This window comes from Bacillus sp. 17RED48, assembly GCF_019837545.1.
Lineage (GTDB): Bacteria > Bacillota > Bacilli > Bacillales > Bacillaceae_G > Bacillus_A > Bacillus_A wiedmannii.
Genome location: NZ_JADAXG010000003.1, coordinates 1 through 19,687, shown reverse-complemented (window position 1 = coordinate 19,687; position 19,687 = coordinate 1). Strand labels below are relative to the sequence as shown.

The following is a 19,687-nucleotide window of genomic DNA, read 5'->3' as shown; positions in this document are numbered from 1 at the left end:
TTTTAGTTTAATTTTGCATTATCTTGCTTTTTTAAAGCTTTTAATTTCGCCGGTGTAACATCAGTACCTTCTTCGTTAACAACTTTAATTCCTTTAAGTTCGTTTAACATATTTTGACGAAATCCTTTTAAATATTGTTCACGTAGCGATTGGCGCTCACGTTGTTCTTCTTCAGTTAAACCTTCAGCTTTTGCTTTTTTCGCTAAGAAGTTAATGCGTTCAATGAGTTCGTGACTTTGCATCTCGAATCCCCCTTTTACTCAAAACTGATTATTATCATACAATAGTTAGTCCTCTTTATCAAGCAATTGCTTTGTATATTCTACATATCTTCGATGTACAGTTGCTTTTGAAACATCATGACCAAAACCACGAAGTGTTGCTGCAATTTCTTCAAAAGTTAATTCATTCCGGCGTAAACGTACAATTTCCTCAATTGGCACTTCTTTTTTCTCACGTCCTATACTTAAATGACGATTTTTCAAATTATTCTCTGGACGAAATCCTTTCTCTACCGCTCTTTGCATGCCACGTTTAATTTTTAAATTGTGGATTTTTCTTTGATACTCTTCAACAATCCCAATTATATCTAGCACCATCGAATCAGAGTCAGAAAGTTCTAATTCTCCATTATGCGTATGCGTATATACTTTTATTCCCTCTTTATGTAAACAGTGCATTAATGCAATCTTTGCATTCCCTCTACCAAGGCGCGTTTCATCTTGTATGAGAAGTACATCAACTTGTTCATCGCGAATTGTATCTAGCACTTCTAATATGCCATCACGTTCAATTGTATAACCACTAGCCTGCTCCTCAATCACCTTTACAACATTCATTTGATAGCGCTCAGCTAAATGCAATAATTCATCTTTTTGACGCAATAATGATGTTTCCTGTTCTTCTTTTGTTGTGCTCACACGTGCATAAATAATTGCATTCATTTTGAACCCTTCTTTCTCACTATATTTTCCTTATAGTGTATCATAAATTCGTCTTTCGTTCGAACTTATGTTTGTAGAATGTTTTTTCGCATGTTATACTTATTAATAAGAAAAATGAAAGAAAACGAGGTGTTAGAAAACATGGAAAAGTTAACGAAACGCCAGCAAGACATTCTCGACTTTATTAAGCTAAAAGTACAAGAAAAAGGATATCCACCTTCCGTACGTGAAATCGGTCAAGCAGTCGGCCTCGCTTCTAGTTCTACAGTGCACGGACATTTATCACGACTAGAAGAAAAAGGATATATTCGACGTGATCCAACAAAACCACGAGCAATTGAAATTTTAGGTGACAACCGAATGGATACAGAAACACAATCTGTTATTCAAGTTCCAATTGTCGGAAAAGTTACTGCTGGATTACCGATTACAGCAGTTGAAAGTGTAGAAGATCACTTCCCACTTCCAGCTAGCATTGTTGCTGGAGCAGACCAAGTATTTATGTTACGCATTTCCGGAGATAGTATGATTGAAGCTGGTATTTTCGATGGGGATTTAGTTGTTGTTCGCCAACAACAGTCTGCATACAACGGTGAAATTGTAGTCGCTTTAACAGAAGATAACGAAGCAACTGTTAAACGTTTCTATAAAGAAAAAGACCATTTCCGTCTACAACCAGAAAACTCTTCATTAGAACCTATCATTTTAAAACAAGTGTCAGTTATCGGAAAAGTAATTGGCGTATATCGTGATCTACATTAAGAATAAAAAAAGAAGATAATTACCTTATTTATATACGGTAATTATCTTCTTTTTTATATTTTGATAGATTTTCATACATTTTATTTCTTATGAACGAGTTTCAATCGTCACATCGCCAGCAGCTGTTTTACCGCTAATCTTTTTACTACCATTTCCAATTGTTATATTTTTATTTTCTTCATTAAAAATCATCACTTCGCCAGCAGTGCTTTGCCCAGTTATAACTGCATCTTGTGGTTTTTCTAATAAAGTAATATCTACATCCCCAGCAGTTGAACTTGCCTCTACATCATACTTCGGATCATGATCCACAACATATACATCCCCGCTAGCCGTTTTCGCTGTCACTTTCCCTATTACCTTTTTTAAATTCACCTCTCCAGCTTTTGTAGATCCCTCCACACTCCGAGCTGTGATATGCTTCAAATCTACCTCTCCAGCGAGCGTCCCAGCACTTACACGATCACTTTTCACATCACTCATTTCGATTTGTCCTGCAGATGAATTTACTTTTATATCTTGGTAAAGACGTTCAGGCACAAGTATAGTCAATGTAGACGTTTGAATTTTGAAATTGTAAAAGGAAAAATCAAATGAAGCACCTTTTTCTCTTTCCCCAATAATTTTTAATGTGTCACCATCTTCGGTAATAAGAACCTCTTGTTTACGTACATCTCCTGATTGCTTTACATAAAAAGAAGAGTCGGGAGATTTTTGGACAACAATATCCCCAGCATCTAACTTAACTTCTATATTTATTAGTGTTTCGTTTTTAATTACGTCTTCTTTATTTCCTTCTTCTGCAGTTTGCACTGCTTTTTCATATGTTTGTGAAATCCCTATTACTCCAATAATGATACAAGCGATAGCTACTAACAATATTTTCTTCATCATCTACTCCCCTTTTATCATTTTGAAGTTCCATATTACATAACGTACGCATAACTTTTTAAACCACTTCGTACTATAATAAGCGATAAGACATAACAACAAACCTACTCCAACAAACGTTATACTAACGAATACATCCAGCCATATAAAGGTACCCATAAATACTTTTGCAATAACGAAAAATGGTGTCACTACACTCGCAATCCCACCGACCCAAAAAGAAAATATAAAAGCGATAATTGCAACTAACGGGCCTAACACAATAATAAAATTAAACAAACTAAGTCCAATCACTGCCATAACAGCCCTTGTTATATTGGTAGTTGATGGGTCCTTTTTCATTTCGTCAAAGCGATACAAAGCCAGTAAGTCTTTCGCAATTACTTTCGGAGAACCAAGGCCCTTTATTATTTCCGATTCAGTTTTTCCTTCTTCTACCCCAAACTGAAAATGCTCTTCATAATCAAATAAAATATCTTTCCTCTCTTCTTCCGGTAACTTTCTAAGATGACTTGATAATTCTTTAAGAAACTGCTCTTTACTCATCCCATTCCACCCCTTCAATAATTTCTTGTACGCCTTTTGCAAAATCACGCCACTCTGTTACTAACAAATTCAGTTGCGTTTCCCCTTGCTCCGTTAGTTGATAATATTTACGAGGCGGTCCTTCCGTAGATTCTTTTAAATACGTTTGAAAATATCCTTCTTTCGTTAAACGACGTAATAAAGGATACACTGACCCTTCCGATATTAAAAATTTATTTGAGATTTGCTGAACAAGTTCATAGCCGTAACAATCTTTACGTTTCACAAGTACTAAAACACACAGTTCTAATACGCCTTTTTTAAACTGAACGTTCAAGGTCAATCCCCCTTTCTCATTTCAGTACTATTCAATACACGGTACCTGTTATACCCATAATATACCACTTAGTATTATTCATTGCAAGGTACTATATTTTTCAATACTTAATTTTCGAATTAAATACCCCTTAATACAGTAATACGAATTTTCTATATTTACATTTTTTCTTCTTGCCTCATAATTTTAATCGGGAGCGTGAGGAAGAAAATGGTTCAAATAAAAATTACACCTGAAGAATTAGAACAAGTTGCAAAACGGGCTAATGATACTAAGCATGCATTAGAATCCATACATAATAATTTATGCAATCAAATTGATTACATGTGTTTTCAATGGACAGGTGCATCGAATCAAAACTTCGTTCAAATGTTTAACAATGCCAGACCATCCGTATTCACAGCTATCAATGCACTTGTGCATGTCGAAGAAGAATTAAAGAGAATTGCTGAAAAATTCCGCGTTGCAGATAGCGAAGATGTAACGACTCCAAAAGAAACTACACCTAGTAAATCACCTGAAAAATCTTTCTTAGGAAAAGTTTGGGATGGTATAGTAGACGGTACAGGAGCTGCTGTTGGAGATACAATCGACGGTATAAAAGCATTAGGTGACTGGGAAACTTGGAAAGGCATGGGCTACACTGTCACCCATTTAGATAAAGCTCTACCTGCTATGTGGGATGCGTTATCCGACTCTTATAATAAAGATGTGATAAATGGGGATGCAGAAACACGTGCAAGATGGGGATCGTATGCTTTAACACAAATTGGATTAGGTCTTCTTGGAGATAAAGGGGTCAGTAAGGCTGCAAATCTAGCACAAGGTGCTAAATTCTCTCAAGGCATCTCAAAAGCTGGACAATTATTTAATAAAGGCGATAATTTGGCTTTCACAGGCGGTAATGGTGTTACATCTGCATTTGATAGTGCTACTTTTAGACAAGCCGAAGAAAAACTTTCAACCTACCAGTTTGCTCAAGGTGAAAATACTACTACTGTGAAACCTGGTGATAGTAGTTCACTTGCCCCTGGAGGGGGCCTAGCTGCACACGAGGCTAGAGGTGGACATTTAATAGAAAGACATGTAGGAAAAACAGATGAAGAACTATTGCAAAGATTAGAAAGTAATTCTACAATAACAGGTGCGTCCACCTTTGCCGATAGAGCTACGGCTGAAAAAATAGCAAATGAAGTTTTAAGCAACCCGCAAAATACGGAAAAAATAAACAGATGGTTAAATAACCCTGACAGCAAGCCAACCTTACCCTTAAGATACCAAGGTACAGATATTACTGGTAGGCATGTTCCTAGAGGATCAGAAATTATCTCAGAAGTAAAAAATGCAAGAATTGTTTTAAAAAAAGAAAGAGATGGTAGTTTTATTATTACAGGATATCCAGAAAGATAGAGGAGAGTTTATATGAAAGATAAATACATACAATATGAAGAATTAAGTGATTTTTTAGCAGGAACTTTCCATCAAGATATTGAATCAATCGAATTCGCCATAAACGAATTTATCACTGAAGTTACTAATATATGTTTAGAGAATACTATTGAAGACATTACATCATTCCTACAAAGTGGTTTAACTGTTCATGAAAAAGAAGAATTCATTAAATATAATGCCGAAATTTATTTTCCTGCTTTAAACCTTACCCCTATAGAATGGCTAGAGCAAATAGTCGAACTCTTAAAAAGAGCATTAAAAAATAAATAGTAAGAACGGTTTTCGACCACCCTTTACAGGTGGTCTTTTACTTTTTTCTACGTGACACCTGAAATGCTAGAAGATGTTGCAAATCGTGCAAGTAATACCAGGATCGCATTAGAATCTATACATAATAATTTATGTAATGAAATTGATCATTTGTGTTTTCAATGGATTGGTGCCTCTAATCAACAGTTCGTTCAAATGTTCAATGATGCAAGACCAAAAGCTTTTACATCTATCAATTCAATTATACAAGTGGAAGAAGATTTGAAACGAATTGCTGAAAAATTCCGTAATGCAGATAATCAAGATGTTACATTGGAAGAAGGCGCAATGTGTGGTAGACCTTCTTCAGAGGACACAGGATTTGATGGTAAAAAATTAGCCAGAGATATAGCTGGTGAACTAAGTGGGGAATATGATATTCGGCGCGCTTGGAACGGTATTGATCCATCAACTGAAGAAAAACTTTCCACTTGGGAAAGAATTTTCGCTGGAGGAATGGCTGTAGCTGGTCTTACACCAGTTGGAAAAATTGCCAAAGTTGGAAAAGGAGTAAAAATGACTGCAAATGCAGTTGAAGCTGCTAACACTGCTAAAAAAGCTGAAAAGCTAAGAAATGCTACACAATACTCCACTCTTATTGAGGATAAAGTAATAGCGGTTGAAAAGCAAAACCTACCTGGAACTCTTGGTGCAACATTTAAAGATGGTAATTATAGAACAGTAAAAACAACAGAAGATATCAATTTTTACCGAGCATATGGTGGACAAGCTAAACCAAACGGAACATTTGTTACTACAGTTCCTGCGCCAAACAAAATTCAAGCAAAAAGAGATTTAGCGTTATTACCTGAATGGAAAAACACTCGACAATATGAAGCGGTAATACAAGCCCCAGAAGGTACAATATTACAAATAGGACGAGCTGAAAAACAAACAACTAGGTCTGGAACAATATTTAAAGGTGATGAAGACCAAGTATTATTACCATTCGGATATCCATCAGAATGGATCAAAGAAGTTAGAGAAATTCCAGGTAAATAGGAGGAGAATATATATGTTTAAAAATACAAATGTACTATTATGTCAAATCGAGATAGTAATTGAAATTACAAAAAATAAACAAAAAGAAAAAGAAGATCCATTCTATGAAGATTTACTAAAACGATTAAATCGTTTAGCTAATTATCTACAAAGTAACGATTATACTAATGACGGATTAGAATCTCGTCGAATTAAAGGCGCAGTGAGAGCCTATACTGATACCGGTCTCGTAAAAAGTTTTGACGACCCTCTACTTATTGAATTAGATAAATTAGAGACTATGCTAAATGAAAATTAACAATTCCTTTCAAATTATATTAATTGTAAATAAATAACAATAGACCACCTATTACAGGTGGTCTATTTTCTATTTCACATACACATAGGCTTCATTTGCTGTTAAATAATATATTTTCCCTTTGCAGTTGTGTACTTTATATAGTGATGATCCATTTACATTTACTTTAACATCAATAGTGAATCCTAACCCTACATCCACAGTACCAGCAACATCTTTATCCTGCCAAGATGCGGATTCATAGAAACGTAAATTGTTCACTTTAGAAATAACCCTCTTACCAGTTATAGTAGAAGCATCCGTCCCATTGTAACGGATGTATGAGGATTCATAATAAATCCATTGGTTACCACCAAGATTTAAGTTTCCTAATTTGCCCCATACTTTATAAGCCTGTCCTTTTTGTAGTTTATGAATAACACTATTATCTGTTGATGGTCTAGAACGAAGATTTACATTGTATCCCTCAATATACGCAACACCATTCACCTCTACTGTGCCAGTTATTTCATTTGGTTTCTGTGGTTTTGCATCCACTGTAACAGAATTCCCGTTATAAGCCTTTAACACGTCTGCTCGGAATTTCGCCTCTGATACACCATGACTACGAAGATAATCAAGTGGGTCTTCATGGTCTGTACCACCTAATTTATAAGTAATATCCTTATGTGTCCACAACCCTTTTGAAGGATGAATATTTCGTTCACGTAAGATTTCTCCTATTAACTCTACATATCGTTCGTAAGAACGTTTGAATTTCATCGGATCACTTGTTTCACACAATTCAACGTGAACAAATCTAGCATTAGCTGCCGGACCTGCACCCCATGCACGATATTTAGTAGATGCAATTTGAATCTTTTCATCCCAATCAACTGCGTAGTGAACAAACGCCGAACGCCATGTACGAGACTCATATTTTTGAATATTAATAGCTGGAGCTTCTGGGGTAGCTGTAGAATGAGCTACAACACCTTCATAAGCACCAACACCGTTACGGTATGGTTGTTTTCGTAAATCAGGAATAATTAAAACTCTATCAGCAAATACGTTTGTTCCAATTGATAATACTAAAATCATAGCAACAACTATAGACGAAATATGTTTCCACTTCTTTTTCATTTTACATCGGCATCCTTTTTTATAATTTTTGTGTGGTCAAATAATCCACTTGCTGACAGTCCAATAATGATTCCTTGAAATATATTTGTTTTGATATCTTGAGACAAAAAGAAAACGCCTAGCGTTATGCCAAGCGTTAAATTTAGTAACGGAACATATTTTGTTTGCATCCCAACTGTTTTTGCAATTTGTGATAGTCCTACGACAACACCAATCATTACCGTAATTTCAATCATTACATACCACCTCCTTTCAAGAAGAAGGTAAGAGCCGCTCCAATAAGCCCCCCAACAATAAGGCGTAAAATCCAAGTTGTATTAGCACTAATCTTATCTAATTGTTTATTGATATTGATAATGTCTTTCTCGTTACCTGTTGTCCGCATTTCTAAACTTTTAATCTCTAAGCGAATGTCCTTAATATCTTGCTTTATTTCTTGAACATCACTTCTCACCTCTTGCAAACCATCCATACCGTCCACCTCTTTCCAACCTCATAAATTATTTAAAATAAAAAAGCCTACTTTTCGTACGCTTTACTTTAAATCTATTTATTTAGTTCCTCCGTGTTTATCTGATGCCTCTATATGTTCCTTGATAGAAACCCCACTACCTACTTCTGTAGAAATCTCTGCTGCCGGATCCCCCGCTTTTATAATAGAAACTGTAATCGGACTACCTCTGAATAACTCAACATTAACGTTAAAATTGCTCGCAGTAATAATTCCGGCATTTACTAAGTTATCCACAACATCATCGATTTCCATAAATTTATTATCGTTCCCTGGCATCACATCTTCATTTGGAGCTGGGTTTTGAACTAATTGCATAACTAATTTCTCTAGTATTGGCATGATTTGATTGATAATTTGACTTTGTAATTGATTTTCCTCTGGACTTGTACTTTGGATTTGATTCGTCATTTTGTTATCTCCCCTTTTAGACAATAAAAAAGACCAACTTATGGCTGCTCTGGTTTCCTATTTATTCATTTTTATAGTCATACTCCTTTCAGTTGCGATTTGCTACTTCTCTATTCAGTAGGTACATTTTGTTTTTCCTGTGAAGCTTGTGTAATTCTGTCTAAGCAATCTTTGCAAATTTCCTGATTACCGATTCTTGTTGTATTTGTATTCACACCACAAATATCACAAAACCTTTCTTCAGTTCTAACGAACAGATTAGAAGTATCAGAGAATAATTCCACTTTTGTATTTGGTTTAATACCTGCTGTTTGCAACATATCCAATGGGATTTTGATTGTCCCATCTTCACCAACTGTTCCTAAAATACCTAAAAATTGACTCATTTCATTTTCTCCTTTCATCATTGTGAGCTACTTATAAAGTTCCATGCTTTTCCATCGTGGTAGTAAGCTCCAAACCCTCTATAACCATTCCTCATCCATAGAACCCCTTGTTGAGACAAAGAAATCTTTCCAAATGAGTTGAATAATATACCCGATGTTGAAATTGGTGACGTGAAGTTAACTCTCTTGGCTGTAAACCAAATTCCCTCTTGAGCTGTTATACCGATATTACCTGCATTCGTTAGACGAATATTACTCTCAGCGCCATTGTAATCTACATAGCGATAGTAAACGCCATTTCCATCTTTGTAGATACTTCCAAGGTTCCTACCAGTCCCATCACCTTCACCAAGAATTATATATGGGTTACGTGTTGTACTTTTTCTCTCATCTTCAAATCCCATCACAACTTTGGCAGATCCTTGGTTTACAAAACGAAGAACCTGATTTTCCATATGGAGGTATTCTTTTGTAGCACTTGTTTTGATAGTCATACCTTGGAGTAATCCAGCTTTTAACCAAGATGCTTCCACCCTACCCACCAAATCTATTAGATCAGCTGAAATATTAATCTTTTCTGCCGTTTGATTGATAGATGAAATGATTTCACCTTTTTTTACTGTACTTAGAATATTTTTCTCAGTAACTTGAATACGTCCTTCCATATTCCTTACAAAAGCATTCGTAGCAAATTTATCATTAGATTAAGTTTGTGTATAAACCTCTGTCTTTTTTGCTGCTAAATCAATACCTTTCTCATTAACACTAAAACGGTTATCGATTTGAGTCATCTTGTGATTGTATTGCTCAGTTGCTACTCTATTAGCTATATCTTCTAGCATTTTGTCAGCATCAGTTTGGTCTTTCGGATGTAACCAAAATTCTGTAGCTACTTTCCCACGCTGTAACATAGGCATGCAAAACCAAGCTCTACCATTTCTTTTTATGTATGGTCGAAATCTTACAAACCCAGTTCCTGCTGGAGCTTTAGCTGTACAAGTAGATCTAATCCAAGTATTGTTAATGATTTGAACCCTTTCTCTAGCAGTTGAAATTCTGGTTGCTTTATTTGATTACCAAAACTCCATCTCGATATACACACCATTATCAATAGGCACTTTCCCATCAGTGTTAAAGTAAGCCGAAATAACAATGTCTTCTGAAGGAGAACAATCTATAAACTGTCCAAAAGCACCCCACCATCTATCCTGATCTTGTCCCGTAGTGTGCATAGAAAACGAGTTGTATCCTTTATACTTTAGGTTTGGGTCTATAGCGTGCCCATTCGACCACCCCCAGTACTTGTTCCCTTGAGTAAAACCTGCATCGCGAATCTCATTGATGGCTCCAAGACCAACACCAAGCACTGAATTATCATAGAAATCTTGTATGATATTGTCGGGCATTGTAAATGTAGCGGACACCTTAACCCACTGACCTGTTATTGTTTTAGGAGTACGCATAATTCGTTTTGCTACAACATCATTGTCATTTGTTCCTGTAGCAGTAGTAACACCAAAGTTGTTAATATCAATTGCCGTCGGAATAACTTCGTTAGTGTAAATTTCATAGCTGATTGTTTATGTTCTGCCCACAAGTAACATGACATTTTTATTAGTATATAGAATGCCTTTCCAACTACCACTTGCCCCAGCAGGGATCGTTATTTACTACCATTTATTACCATCACCATGCTTTATGGTTGCTCCACCAGTTGCACCAAAGGATTTTTGTTTATAAAAGTTTTGACCACCAATTTTCATGCCGTCATACTTCTACTCAACACTTGTTAACTTTTCACTGATTTTACCCGCTTGCTCTTTAATTTCAGTTGTTGTTTTCCTTAAATCATTCGTCGTTTGCTGCACATCGGAAATTGTCTTTTTTGTACCTTCTACATTTGATTCAACCGTATTTAATTTATTACTAATATCAGTATCTTTTTTAGTTAACGATTCTATGGATTGTTTAAAACTGTTAGCCATTTGCTCAGATTTCGTTACACGTTCTGTAAGCTTTCCCTGTTCGTTTTGTACATTTGATACAGAAGTATTTATTCCTTTAATAGTAGTCTCGATTTCTACTGTTGTTTTAGTGAAATCAGTTGTGGATACTTGGTCTTCTGGTGCTGGTGTCCATGCAGTTGATATTGTGCCAATTTCTAATTTAAGCTTTTCAATTAACACTTCCCCCGTAAAATCACGTGCTAAAGCGTAAACTGAAATCTCCTTAATAGGCTACTGCACTTGCTGTGAACCTTTCCTGGTTATATTGTTTACCTAGGGTTAAATGGTTTTCTACGCGGCAACTTGGATAATGAAATGTATTGTCTGTAAAAGTAATCTTCACTTCGAAACCAGCCCATTTATTCGTTGTACCCCATGCAGTAACTCTACCTGTAAATAGGAAACTCATAGCAAGATTCTTACCCTGCATTAAGGATTCTATTTCGGGGTTTGAAGCTTATATGAATAATGTATTGGGGTAACTTTGATTTTTTTGTGGGTGTTTTGTGGGTGAATTACTCTTCTTTCAAATAAAAGTGTTTTACCCACAAAATAAAAAAACCCTCAACACGTTATGTGTCAAGGGTTTGAGCCTCTTAGTATAGAGACATATATTGATCGCGTTCCCATTGGTGAACTTGTGTGCGGAAGATGTCCCACTCAATCTCTTTCGCTTCGATGAAGTGCTCAAGTAAATGGTCACCTAGTGCACCACATACTACTTCATTCGATTGCAATGTAATTAATGCTTGCGCTAATGTTGCTGGTAAGTCAACGATGCCTGCTTCTTCGCGCTCTTCTTTTGTCATTACATAGATGTTACGGTCTACTGCAGCTGGTGGAGTTAATTTGTTTTTAATTCCATCAAGACCTGCTGCTAATAATGTAGCCATTACTAAATATGGGTTTGCAGCTGGGTCAACACTACGTACTTCTACGCGTGTGCTAATTCCACGAGATGCAGGGATACGTACTAACGGGCTACGATTTTGTGCAGACCATGCTACGTAACAAGGAGCTTCGTATCCAGGTACTAAACGCTTGTAAGAGTTTACAGTTGGGTTTGCTACCGCTGTAAATGCTGGTGCGTGTTTTAAAATACCTGCGATGAAGTGACGAGCATCATCACTTAATTGTAAGTCACCGTTTTGATCGAAGAATACGTTCTCACCATTTTTGAATAGTGATAAGTTACAGTGCATACCTGAACCGTTCACACCATATAATGGTTTTGGCATAAATGTTGCGTGTAAACCGTGTTTACGAGCAATTGTTTTTACAACAAGTTTGAATGTTTGAATGTCATCACATGAACGAATTGCATTTGCATATTTAAAGTCAATTTCGTGTTGTCCTGGAGCAACCTCATGGTGAGACGCTTCAATTTCAAAGCCCATTTCTTCAAGTTCAAGAACGATATCACGACGACAGTTTTCCCCTAGATCCATCGGCGCAAGGTCGAAGTATCCACCGTTATCGTTTAATTCTAATGTTGGATTTCCTTTTTCATCTACTTTAAATAGGAAGAATTCTGGCTCTGGTCCAAGATTGAAATCTGAGAATCCTAATGCTTCCATTTCTTTTAATACACGCTTTAAGTTGTTACGTGGATCGCCATCAAATGGAGTGCCATCTGCATTGTAAATATCACAGATTAATCGAGCTACTTTGCCTTTTTCAGCTGTCCAAGGGAAAATTACCCAAGTATCTAAATCCGGGAATAAGTACATATCAGATTCTTCAATACGTACGAAACCTTCAATAGAAGATCCATCAAACATCATTTTGTTATCAAGAGCTTTTGTTAATTGGCTCACTGGAATTTCTACGTTTTTAATTACTCCTAAAAGGTCCGTAAATTGTAAGCGGATATACTTTACATTCTCTTCTTTCGCCAAACGGAAAATATCTTCTCTTGTGTACCTAGCCATTATAAATTCCTCCTTAGTCCCTCTAAACACCTTCAGAATCAGTTATCTTTAGTGAAAAAACCTTGAAATGTCACCTTGTCGCAATGAAGTCCGATTAAACCTACCTGTATGTTGTAGTTCATCTCGAAGTATTTTGCGAAGCTCAGTTTTTGAAATTTCTTTCGTTTCTTCTTTTACTTTCACTGTTTCTGTTTGATTTACTTTCATTAGTAACACTTGTTTAATACCAGCCATATTCAAGCCTTGATCTAATAAATCTTTAATCTCTAACAACTTATCTACATCGTTAAATGAAAATAATCTACGATTCCCCTTTGTACGGGTTGGAGAAACAAGATTATGCTCTTCATAGTAGCGAATTTGACGTGCAGATAATTGTGTTAAATCCATAACAATACCAATAGGAAACAGCGGGGCAGAACGTCTATCTTCTTTCATTGTTTCAGTTCCTCCTTCGCCTTAACTGCTTCTCATTTTACACCATGTTATGTTTAGTGTCAATAGATGTTAGCTTTTCTTACATGATTTTTTATAAATTTTTTCATTCTTTTTTCTAATGAAATAAATTATTACTTTCACACGAAAAAAGCTGTCGAAATCGACAGCTTCTCCTTAAGAAATTGTTAATAATTCTTTTTCAATTAACGCATCAATTGCAGAACAAATCGCAATCTTTACATGTGAATAAGTTAACCCACCTTGCACGTAAGCAACATAAGGCGGACGAATTGGACCATCAGCTGACAATTCAATACTTGCACCTTGAATAAACGTTCCCGCAGCCATAATTACATCATCTTCATAACCGGGCATATAGTTGGCATATGGAGTGAAGTGAGAATTAATCGGAGATGCATATTGAATTGCTTGGCAGAATGCAATCATACGATCTTTATCATCAAATTGAACAGACTGAATTAAATCTGTTCTTGGTGCATTCCATGCTGGTGATGTATTCATTCCTAACTTCTCTAAAAATGCAGCTGTAAAAATCGCACCTTTTAGCGCTTGTCCCGCTACATGCGGCGCTAAGAAGAAACCTTGATACATTTCTTGTAGACTGTATAAAGATGCCCCTGCTTCCGCACCGATTCCTGGAGATGTTAAACGATATGCACATGCTTCAACATACTGTTCTTTACCAACAATGTAACCACCAGTTTTAACAATTCCACCACCAGGGTTTTTAATAAGCGAACCTGCCATTAAATCTGCACCAACATGACATGGCTCTTGCTCTTCAATAAACTCACCATAACAGTTATCTACAAACACAACAACATCAGGTTTAATTTCTTTAACGAATGCTATCATCTCTTTAATTTGAGAAATAGTAAATGATGGACGAGTAGCATAACCTTTTGAGCGCTGAATCCCAATCATCTTCGTATTACTATGAATTGCAGTCGCAACAGCTCCAAAATCAACAAGCCCCTCTTCAGTAAGCGGAACTGCATTATAACCAATATTATATTCTTTAAATGAACCTACACCTTTTCCGCGTACACCAACGATTTCTTCTAACGTATCGTACGGTTTGCCAGTGATGTACAATAGCTCATCTCCCGGACGTAAAATACCGAATAACGCTGTAGAAATAGCATGAGTACCTGAAATAATTTGCGGACGAACAAGACCAGCTTCCGCTCCAAATACATCCGCATACACTTTTTCTAACGTATCACGGCCAATATCATCATAACCGTAACCTGTCGTCGGAATAAAATGCGAATCACTAATTTTATGTTTACGAAAACTTTCTAATACACGAAACTGATTACTTTCAATTACTTCATCCGCGCGTTTATGTACTTCTGTAACCTGGATCTCTACTTCTTTTACGATTGGAGCAATTTTTTCTCCATTTTTCAAACGATCAAACATTTTTATTTTCTCCTTCTTCCACTAAAAATCTCTTTAATTGCACATTAAGCGATGAATGAGCAAAAATATACCCTACGCAATCATATACAAATTTATCTTCCAGAAACTCCATCTTTGTTAATAGCGTTTCTGTCTTTAATAGCGTTAACAACTTACCTTCACTCGGTGGAATTTCCACTTGATAACGATTCATTTCTTCCTTCATTTTCGTTTCTATCGCTTCTTTTATATGCAATAAATCACTTTGTTCAAAGGCACTAGTCATTAAGAAGTCACTTTTCGGAAACGGAATAAAGTTTTGATGTAATTCATCTTTTTTATTATATAACGTAATAATAGGAATATGATTAATTTCAAGTTCTGACAATAATCGTTTTACTGTTTTCTCATGCCCTACATAATTAGGATCTGCTGAATCAACTACATGTAAAATAACATCCGCTTCACCAGCTTCTTCTAATGTCGAACGAAAAGCAGCAATTAATGACGTAGGTAAATCTTGTATAAAACCCACCGTATCAGTTAGTAATACTGTATAACCTGAAGGTAACGGCATCTTCCTTGTCGTCGGGTCTAGCGTTGCAAACAACAAGTTTTCTTCAAACGTATCTGCTTCCGTCAATCTATTAAACAGTGTAGATTTTCCCGCATTCGTATACCCTATTAATGAAACTTGAAATACTTTATTATTTTTTCTTCTCTCACGATATCTTTTTCGATGCTCCACAACAACCGCAAGTTGTTTCTTTATTTCATCAACGCGTGATCGAATATGGCGACGATCCGTCTCAAGTTTCGTCTCACCCGGCCCTCTCGTTCCAATACCACCACCAAGACGTGATAACGACAATCCTTGCCCCATAAGACGCGGCATTGTATATTGCAACTGAGCTAATTCTACTTGAAGCTTACCTTCCCTCGACTTCGCACGTTGCGCAAAAATATCTAATATTAGTTGCGTTCGATCAATTACCCTCGCATCTAATACTGAGGATAAATTCCGAATTTGACTCGGCGTTAATTCGTTATTAAATACGATAACATCCGGTTCTAATTCTTCCGTTAACATTGTAAGCTCTTCTAATTTACCTTTACCTATATAAGTCGCCGGATGAAACTTCGGTCGTTTTTGCGTTGTAGACACTAATAATTCTGCTCGTGCAGTCTTCGCTAGCGATGCAAGCTCTTTCATGGAATGCATAAACTTTTCATCATCATCTTGTGGCAATTGACAGCCTACTAATATGACTTTTTCTTTTTCTTCCATCAAATATGTTCACTCATCCTTTTCGAAATTTAAACCTTCTAATATAATAGCAGAGGAAGCACATTTCATCTAGTTAGCGGGGGAGAAAATTCATGGCATGGGAGATTTTTAGCATCATAGGCACAATCGCTTTCGCACTAAGCGGAGCCATTGTTGCAATGGAAGAAGATTATGATATTTTCGGAGTTTATATTTTAGGAATGGCAACCGCATTTGGGGGAGGTGCCCTTCGTAATTTATTAATCGGTTATCCGATTGTCGCGCTTTGGCAACAAGACATGTTATTCCAAATCGCACTACTATCAATGACGATTATTTTTCTTTTTCCTAATAAATTAATTAGACACTGGAAAAAGTGGGAAAATATCACTGATGCTATCGGCTTATCAGCATTCGCCGTACAAGGAGCATTATATGCTCAAAAATTAAATTTACCAATTAGCGCTACAATCGTAGCAGCTGTTTTAACTGGTATTGGCGGTGGTATCATCCGCGATCTTTTAGCCCGCAGAAAACCTCTCGTCCTTCGAGCTGAAGTATATGCCTTTTGGACGATTCTAGCAGGTTTCTTAATCGGTGCTCAAATTATTGTTAGCGATTGGGCTCTATATACCTTATTCATTTTAATTGTTTGCTTCCGCATGGTTTCTATTCATTACAAATGGCATTTACCGCATAGACGCATCGATACAAAGGAACGTTCAATGCATAAATAGTAATCTAACCTCTTTACATATCGTAAAGAGGTTTTTCTTTTCTAATGAGTTTTTCTTTACAAAATGTTTATACTAATCCTCAAAGCGAGGTGAATACAAATGACAAACCATGTTAATAAAAGTGCTCAAAAAAGCTCAGTAGGTCAAATTGGACACGATCCTAATTCTGCACACGAAAAAAGCGCTAAAATGGAACACTTCCATAAACCTTATCAAGAAAAAGCAAAAAAAGAGTAAAAGCACTTATACAAAAAAACAGACGCACAGTTTACGTACTGTGCGTCTCCTCTTCAAGCATCAAATCACAACTTGATATCCCAATTAAATCATATTTATCATACGTATCCTCTTGCAACAACCGCATAGCCTGTGTACGAATCGATTTTTCAACAATATTACGTACATATCGTCCATTACTAAATGATGTAATTTGCGACGAGTACTTTACAGCATGTAAATGATCTCTAAATTTCCATTCAGCCTCTTTCGATAACTGGTATTCACGTTCTTCATACATCCTCTTCCCTATTTCTAACAGCTGATTTACTGAGTAATCCGCAAATTCAATTATAAACGGAAAACGTGATTGCAGACCTGGATTTAATGAAAGAAAGTGATTCATTTCTCTTGAATATCCGGCTAAAATCAATACAAAACCGTGTTGTTTATCTTCCATATGCTTTACGAGCGTATCAATTGCTTCTTTCCCAAAATCTTTTTCTCCCCCTCGGGCTAATGAATACGCCTCATCAATAAACAAAATACCTCCCATTGCTTTTTTTATTAAATCTCTTGTTTTTTGAGCTGTATGACCGATGTACTCTCCTACAAGATCCGCACGTTCAGCTTCAACTAAGTGCCCTTTTGACAGAATATTCATCTCAAACAACAATTTCCCTATCATTCTAGCAACAGTTGTCTTCCCTGTACCTGGATTCCCTTTAAACAACATATGAAGTACTTGCTTCTCAGACTTCAACCCTATTTCTTGTCTTTTTTTATTTACATAAATCCAAGCATATATTTCTTTTATTATCTTTTTTATATCATCCATCCCAATAAGCTTTCCCATTTCTTCTTCAATTCTTTGCAACATCTCATGTTTCGTAGTAGTTTCACTTGAAATCACTGTTTTATTTTCTGCGGCTGGTAAAGAAATTTTCTTTCGATGATTTAAAACAATGTTAATTTGATTATTATTTTTCTTTCGCATCGATTGTTCCATACAATCACCTCATTTTATCCACTCACCAAATATTATTATTCCTGTCTCCCTTGCAAATGACTATTTTCAGAAAAGTTTGCTATAATATAAGAAATAATGAAGGTGGTGGGACTATGGAAACATCGGAATTCCATGATACAATACAAGCCTTTTCTATTTTTTTATTGAATAAAGGCCGAAAAGCTTCAACCATTAAACGTTATGTTTATGACATTGAAGATTTCGGACATTGGTTAGAAAAAAACAATAAGCTCCCTTCCAGTAATATATGGGCTACACTTTGTACAAAAGACTACGAAGATTACTTTTCCGACCTAAAAAAGAATCGACATTACTCAGAGAAAACGATGCACCGTGTATTTATTGTATTAAATAGAATGCATCATTTTCTAAACATCCCTAACCCATTAAAGAACATGGAAATTTCTATTCAACCAGACCGCACACTTCGTAACGAAGATTTCATTTCATCTGATGAAGAAAAAAGATTAAAACATATAATCACTTCATTAGAAGGACTTTCAGAAAAACAACGTCCTGTGCGCCCTTTATTAATGGATCGTAATGTTGCTATTTTAAACTTATTAATCGACTATGGATTATCCTTACAGGAACTTACAGCGTTAACTATGCATCACGTTCACTTTGAAACTAACACATTCTCTATCCCAGCAACCGCAGGGGTAGAAAGAACAATTACATTAACTAACGAAGACAAAAAACAACTATATACTTATTACAAAAGCATCCCTGAACCCGTTCGTCCAAAATACCATAGTCATGACCCATTATTTATCGCATTTGATTTTAATCGCGGAACATACAGATGGGTATACGAAAATGATGCACCGAAGGGATTAACAGAAATCGCTATCCAAAAAATGATTCGCCTTGAAGTATCTAGAGCTAATTTACGCAAAGGAATCTCAGGACAACACTTTCGTAACACCTATATTTTAAACTTAATAAAAAAAGAAACTCCGGAGTCAGAAATTATAAAACTAGCTGGATTCAAATCAAAAGTTTCACTAAAACGATATTATCAATACGCAGAAAATAGAAAAAACGCCTTATCATGAGGCGTTTTTTCTATTTTTTCTTTAAACAAACGATTTTACTATGACCATTTAACTAATTTTTGCATCTACTATGATGAGTTTCATTCACATTCTCATTAGAAAGGAGAGATTTAATGTCTCGTTATGACGACAGTCAAAACAAATTCTCCAAACCATGCTTTCCAAGTAGCGCTGGACGAATCCCAAATACCCCATCCATCCCAATTACTAAAGCACAACTTAGAACATTTCGCGCAATCATTATCGATTTAACAAAAATAATCCCAAAACTTTTTGCAAATCCATCTCCCCAAAATATTGAAGATCTAATTGATACATTGGACCTACTAAGTAAATTTATTTGTTCACTAGAAGCTACTTCCTCCCTGAAAGCGCAAGGATTAGCAATTATTAAAAACTTAATAACTATATTAAAAAATCCAACTTTCGTAGCAAGTGCTGTATTTGTTGAACTCCAAATTTTAATTAATTATTTACTTTACATCACAAAGTTATTCCGAATCGATCATTGTACACTCCAAGAACTCCTTAAATTAATTGCAGAGTTACAAACTACTCTAGTTAATTCAGCTTCGTTCGGCAGAGGTCCTACCGGGCCTACTGGGCCTCGAGGTAACACAGGCGCTACT

24 protein-coding genes and 1 pseudogene are annotated in these 19,687 nt (G+C 36.0%); 9 read left to right on the top strand and 16 right to left on the bottom strand.

The features are described from left to right. Positions 1-2 precede the first annotated feature (2 nt). Together ILT06_RS13030 and ILT06_RS13025 are read right to left on the bottom strand one after the other, a co-directional pair. Entirely contained in the window at positions 3-242 is a 240-nt protein-coding gene (locus ILT06_RS13030) for a DUF896 domain-containing protein (RefSeq protein ID WP_001190582.1), read from the bottom strand. Positions 243-287: 45 nt separating this feature from the next. Then, complete coding sequence (locus tag ILT06_RS13025) at positions 288-944, bottom strand: YneB family resolvase-like protein (RefSeq protein WP_046956545.1); 657 nt, start codon at positions 942-944, stop codon at positions 288-290. 141 nt (positions 945-1,085) lie between these two features. On the opposite strand from ILT06_RS13025, the gene lexA reads away from it, so the two are divergent. Further along, positions 1,086-1,706: a transcriptional repressor LexA gene (lexA, locus tag ILT06_RS13020; protein WP_000413737.1), complete on the top strand. Its 621-nt coding sequence runs from the start codon at positions 1,086-1,088 to the stop codon at positions 1,704-1,706. Between the two features lie 87 nt (positions 1,707-1,793). On the opposite strand, the gene ILT06_RS13015 is transcribed toward lexA, so the two are convergent. Genes ILT06_RS13015 through ILT06_RS13005 form a run of 3 tightly spaced genes read right to left on the bottom strand, consistent with a single transcriptional unit; the run spans position 1,794 to position 3,459 of the window. Then, complete coding sequence (locus tag ILT06_RS13015; protein ID WP_064477031.1) at positions 1,794-2,600, bottom strand: DUF4097 family beta strand repeat-containing protein; 807 nt, start codon at positions 2,598-2,600, stop codon at positions 1,794-1,796. Beyond that, on the bottom strand, positions 2,601-3,143 hold the full coding sequence (locus ILT06_RS13010; protein ID WP_064477032.1) for a DUF1700 domain-containing protein: 543 nt from the start codon (positions 3,141-3,143) through the stop codon (positions 2,601-2,603). It lies immediately after the preceding gene. Further along, positions 3,136-3,459, bottom strand: a complete 324-nt coding sequence (locus ILT06_RS13005; RefSeq protein ID WP_064477033.1) for a PadR family transcriptional regulator — start codon at positions 3,457-3,459, stop codon at positions 3,136-3,138. The genes ILT06_RS13010 and ILT06_RS13005 overlap by 8 nt, the downstream gene beginning before the upstream one ends. Before the next feature lie 210 nt (positions 3,460-3,669). Between ILT06_RS13005 and ILT06_RS13000 the strand changes: the two genes are divergently transcribed. From ILT06_RS13000 to ILT06_RS12985, 4 genes are all read left to right on the top strand, one after another. Continuing rightward, positions 3,670-4,869, top strand: a complete 1,200-nt coding sequence (locus ILT06_RS13000) for a WXG100 family type VII secretion target (RefSeq protein WP_064477034.1) — start codon at positions 3,670-3,672, stop codon at positions 4,867-4,869. Between the two features lie 12 nt (positions 4,870-4,881). After that, positions 4,882-5,181, top strand: coding sequence for a contact-dependent growth inhibition system immunity protein (locus ILT06_RS12995; RefSeq protein ID WP_064477035.1), 300 nt, complete (start codon positions 4,882-4,884; stop codon positions 5,179-5,181). 63 nt (positions 5,182-5,244) lie between these two features. Further along, positions 5,245-6,222, top strand: a complete 978-nt coding sequence (locus ILT06_RS12990) for a WXG100 family type VII secretion target (RefSeq protein WP_222655315.1) — start codon at positions 5,245-5,247, stop codon at positions 6,220-6,222. Between the two features lie 13 nt (positions 6,223-6,235). Continuing rightward, entirely contained in the window at positions 6,236-6,520 is a 285-nt protein-coding gene (locus ILT06_RS12985) for a hypothetical protein (RefSeq protein WP_064477036.1), read from the top strand. A gap of 69 nt (positions 6,521-6,589) precedes the next feature. On the opposite strand, the gene ILT06_RS12980 is transcribed toward ILT06_RS12985, so the two are convergent. The 10 genes and pseudogenes from ILT06_RS12980 to hflX all read right to left on the bottom strand — a co-directional run bounded on the left by ILT06_RS12980 (position 6,590) and on the right by hflX (position 16,038). Continuing rightward, entirely contained in the window at positions 6,590-7,642 is a 1,053-nt protein-coding gene (locus ILT06_RS12980; RefSeq protein WP_222655177.1) for an N-acetylmuramoyl-L-alanine amidase, read from the bottom strand. Continuing rightward, positions 7,639-7,878, bottom strand: coding sequence for a hypothetical protein (locus tag ILT06_RS12975; protein WP_064477038.1), 240 nt, complete (start codon positions 7,876-7,878; stop codon positions 7,639-7,641). Before ILT06_RS12975 ends, ILT06_RS12980 begins: the two co-directional genes overlap by 4 nt. Beyond that, on the bottom strand, positions 7,878-8,114 hold the full coding sequence (locus ILT06_RS12970) for a hemolysin XhlA family protein (protein WP_000348876.1): 237 nt from the start codon (positions 8,112-8,114) through the stop codon (positions 7,878-7,880). The genes ILT06_RS12975 and ILT06_RS12970 overlap by 1 nt, the downstream gene beginning before the upstream one ends. Before the next feature lie 78 nt (positions 8,115-8,192). Beyond that, positions 8,193-8,564, bottom strand: a complete 372-nt coding sequence (locus ILT06_RS12965; RefSeq protein ID WP_000184446.1) for a hypothetical protein — start codon at positions 8,562-8,564, stop codon at positions 8,193-8,195. A gap of 110 nt (positions 8,565-8,674) precedes the next feature. After that, entirely contained in the window at positions 8,675-8,950 is a 276-nt protein-coding gene (locus ILT06_RS12960; RefSeq protein WP_064477049.1) for an AbrB/MazE/SpoVT family DNA-binding domain-containing protein, read from the bottom strand. Positions 8,951-8,967: 17 nt separating this feature from the next. Continuing rightward, positions 8,968-11,401, bottom strand: a pseudogene (locus tag ILT06_RS32480) (phage tail spike protein); the annotation flags it as partial. Positions 11,402-11,552: 151 nt separating this feature from the next. Further along, positions 11,553-12,887, bottom strand: coding sequence for a type I glutamate--ammonia ligase (glnA, locus tag ILT06_RS12945; RefSeq protein ID WP_000135336.1), 1,335 nt, complete (start codon positions 12,885-12,887; stop codon positions 11,553-11,555). Positions 12,888-12,935: 48 nt separating this feature from the next. Continuing rightward, entirely contained in the window at positions 12,936-13,325 is a 390-nt protein-coding gene (gene glnR / locus ILT06_RS12940) for a transcriptional repressor GlnR (RefSeq protein ID WP_000656785.1), read from the bottom strand. A 174-nt stretch (positions 13,326-13,499) separates the two neighbouring features. Next, positions 13,500-14,771: a methionine gamma-lyase family protein gene (locus tag ILT06_RS12935; RefSeq protein WP_222655176.1), complete on the bottom strand. Its 1,272-nt coding sequence runs from the start codon at positions 14,769-14,771 to the stop codon at positions 13,500-13,502. Next, positions 14,764-16,038: a GTPase HflX gene (gene hflX / locus ILT06_RS12930; protein ID WP_064477041.1), complete on the bottom strand. Its 1,275-nt coding sequence runs from the start codon at positions 16,036-16,038 to the stop codon at positions 14,764-14,766. The genes ILT06_RS12935 and hflX overlap by 8 nt, the downstream gene beginning before the upstream one ends. A gap of 92 nt (positions 16,039-16,130) precedes the next feature. Between hflX and ILT06_RS12925 the strand changes: the two genes are divergently transcribed. Further along, the gene (locus ILT06_RS12925) at positions 16,131-16,754 is read left to right on the top strand and encodes a trimeric intracellular cation channel family protein (protein WP_064477042.1); all 624 of its coding nucleotides are present in this window, start codon (positions 16,131-16,133) and stop codon (positions 16,752-16,754) included. Positions 16,755-16,853: 99 nt separating this feature from the next. Further along, positions 16,854-16,991 carry a hypothetical protein gene (locus tag ILT06_RS12920; RefSeq protein WP_064477043.1) on the top strand — a complete coding sequence of 46 codons (138 nt, stop codon included), beginning with the start codon at positions 16,854-16,856 and terminating at the stop codon, positions 16,989-16,991. A gap of 31 nt (positions 16,992-17,022) precedes the next feature. On the opposite strand, the gene spoVK is transcribed toward ILT06_RS12920, so the two are convergent. After that, positions 17,023-17,979, bottom strand: coding sequence for a stage V sporulation protein K (gene spoVK / locus ILT06_RS12915; protein ID WP_048562529.1), 957 nt, complete (start codon positions 17,977-17,979; stop codon positions 17,023-17,025). A gap of 113 nt (positions 17,980-18,092) precedes the next feature. On the opposite strand from spoVK, the gene ILT06_RS12910 reads away from it, so the two are divergent. Together ILT06_RS12910 and ILT06_RS12905 are read left to right on the top strand one after the other, a co-directional pair. Continuing rightward, entirely contained in the window at positions 18,093-19,058 is a 966-nt protein-coding gene (locus ILT06_RS12910) for a tyrosine-type recombinase/integrase (RefSeq protein WP_064477044.1), read from the top strand. A gap of 113 nt (positions 19,059-19,171) precedes the next feature. Beyond that, on the top strand, positions 19,172-19,687 hold a 516-nt coding region (locus ILT06_RS12905), incomplete at its 3' end, for a collagen-like repeat preface domain-containing protein (protein ID WP_222655175.1).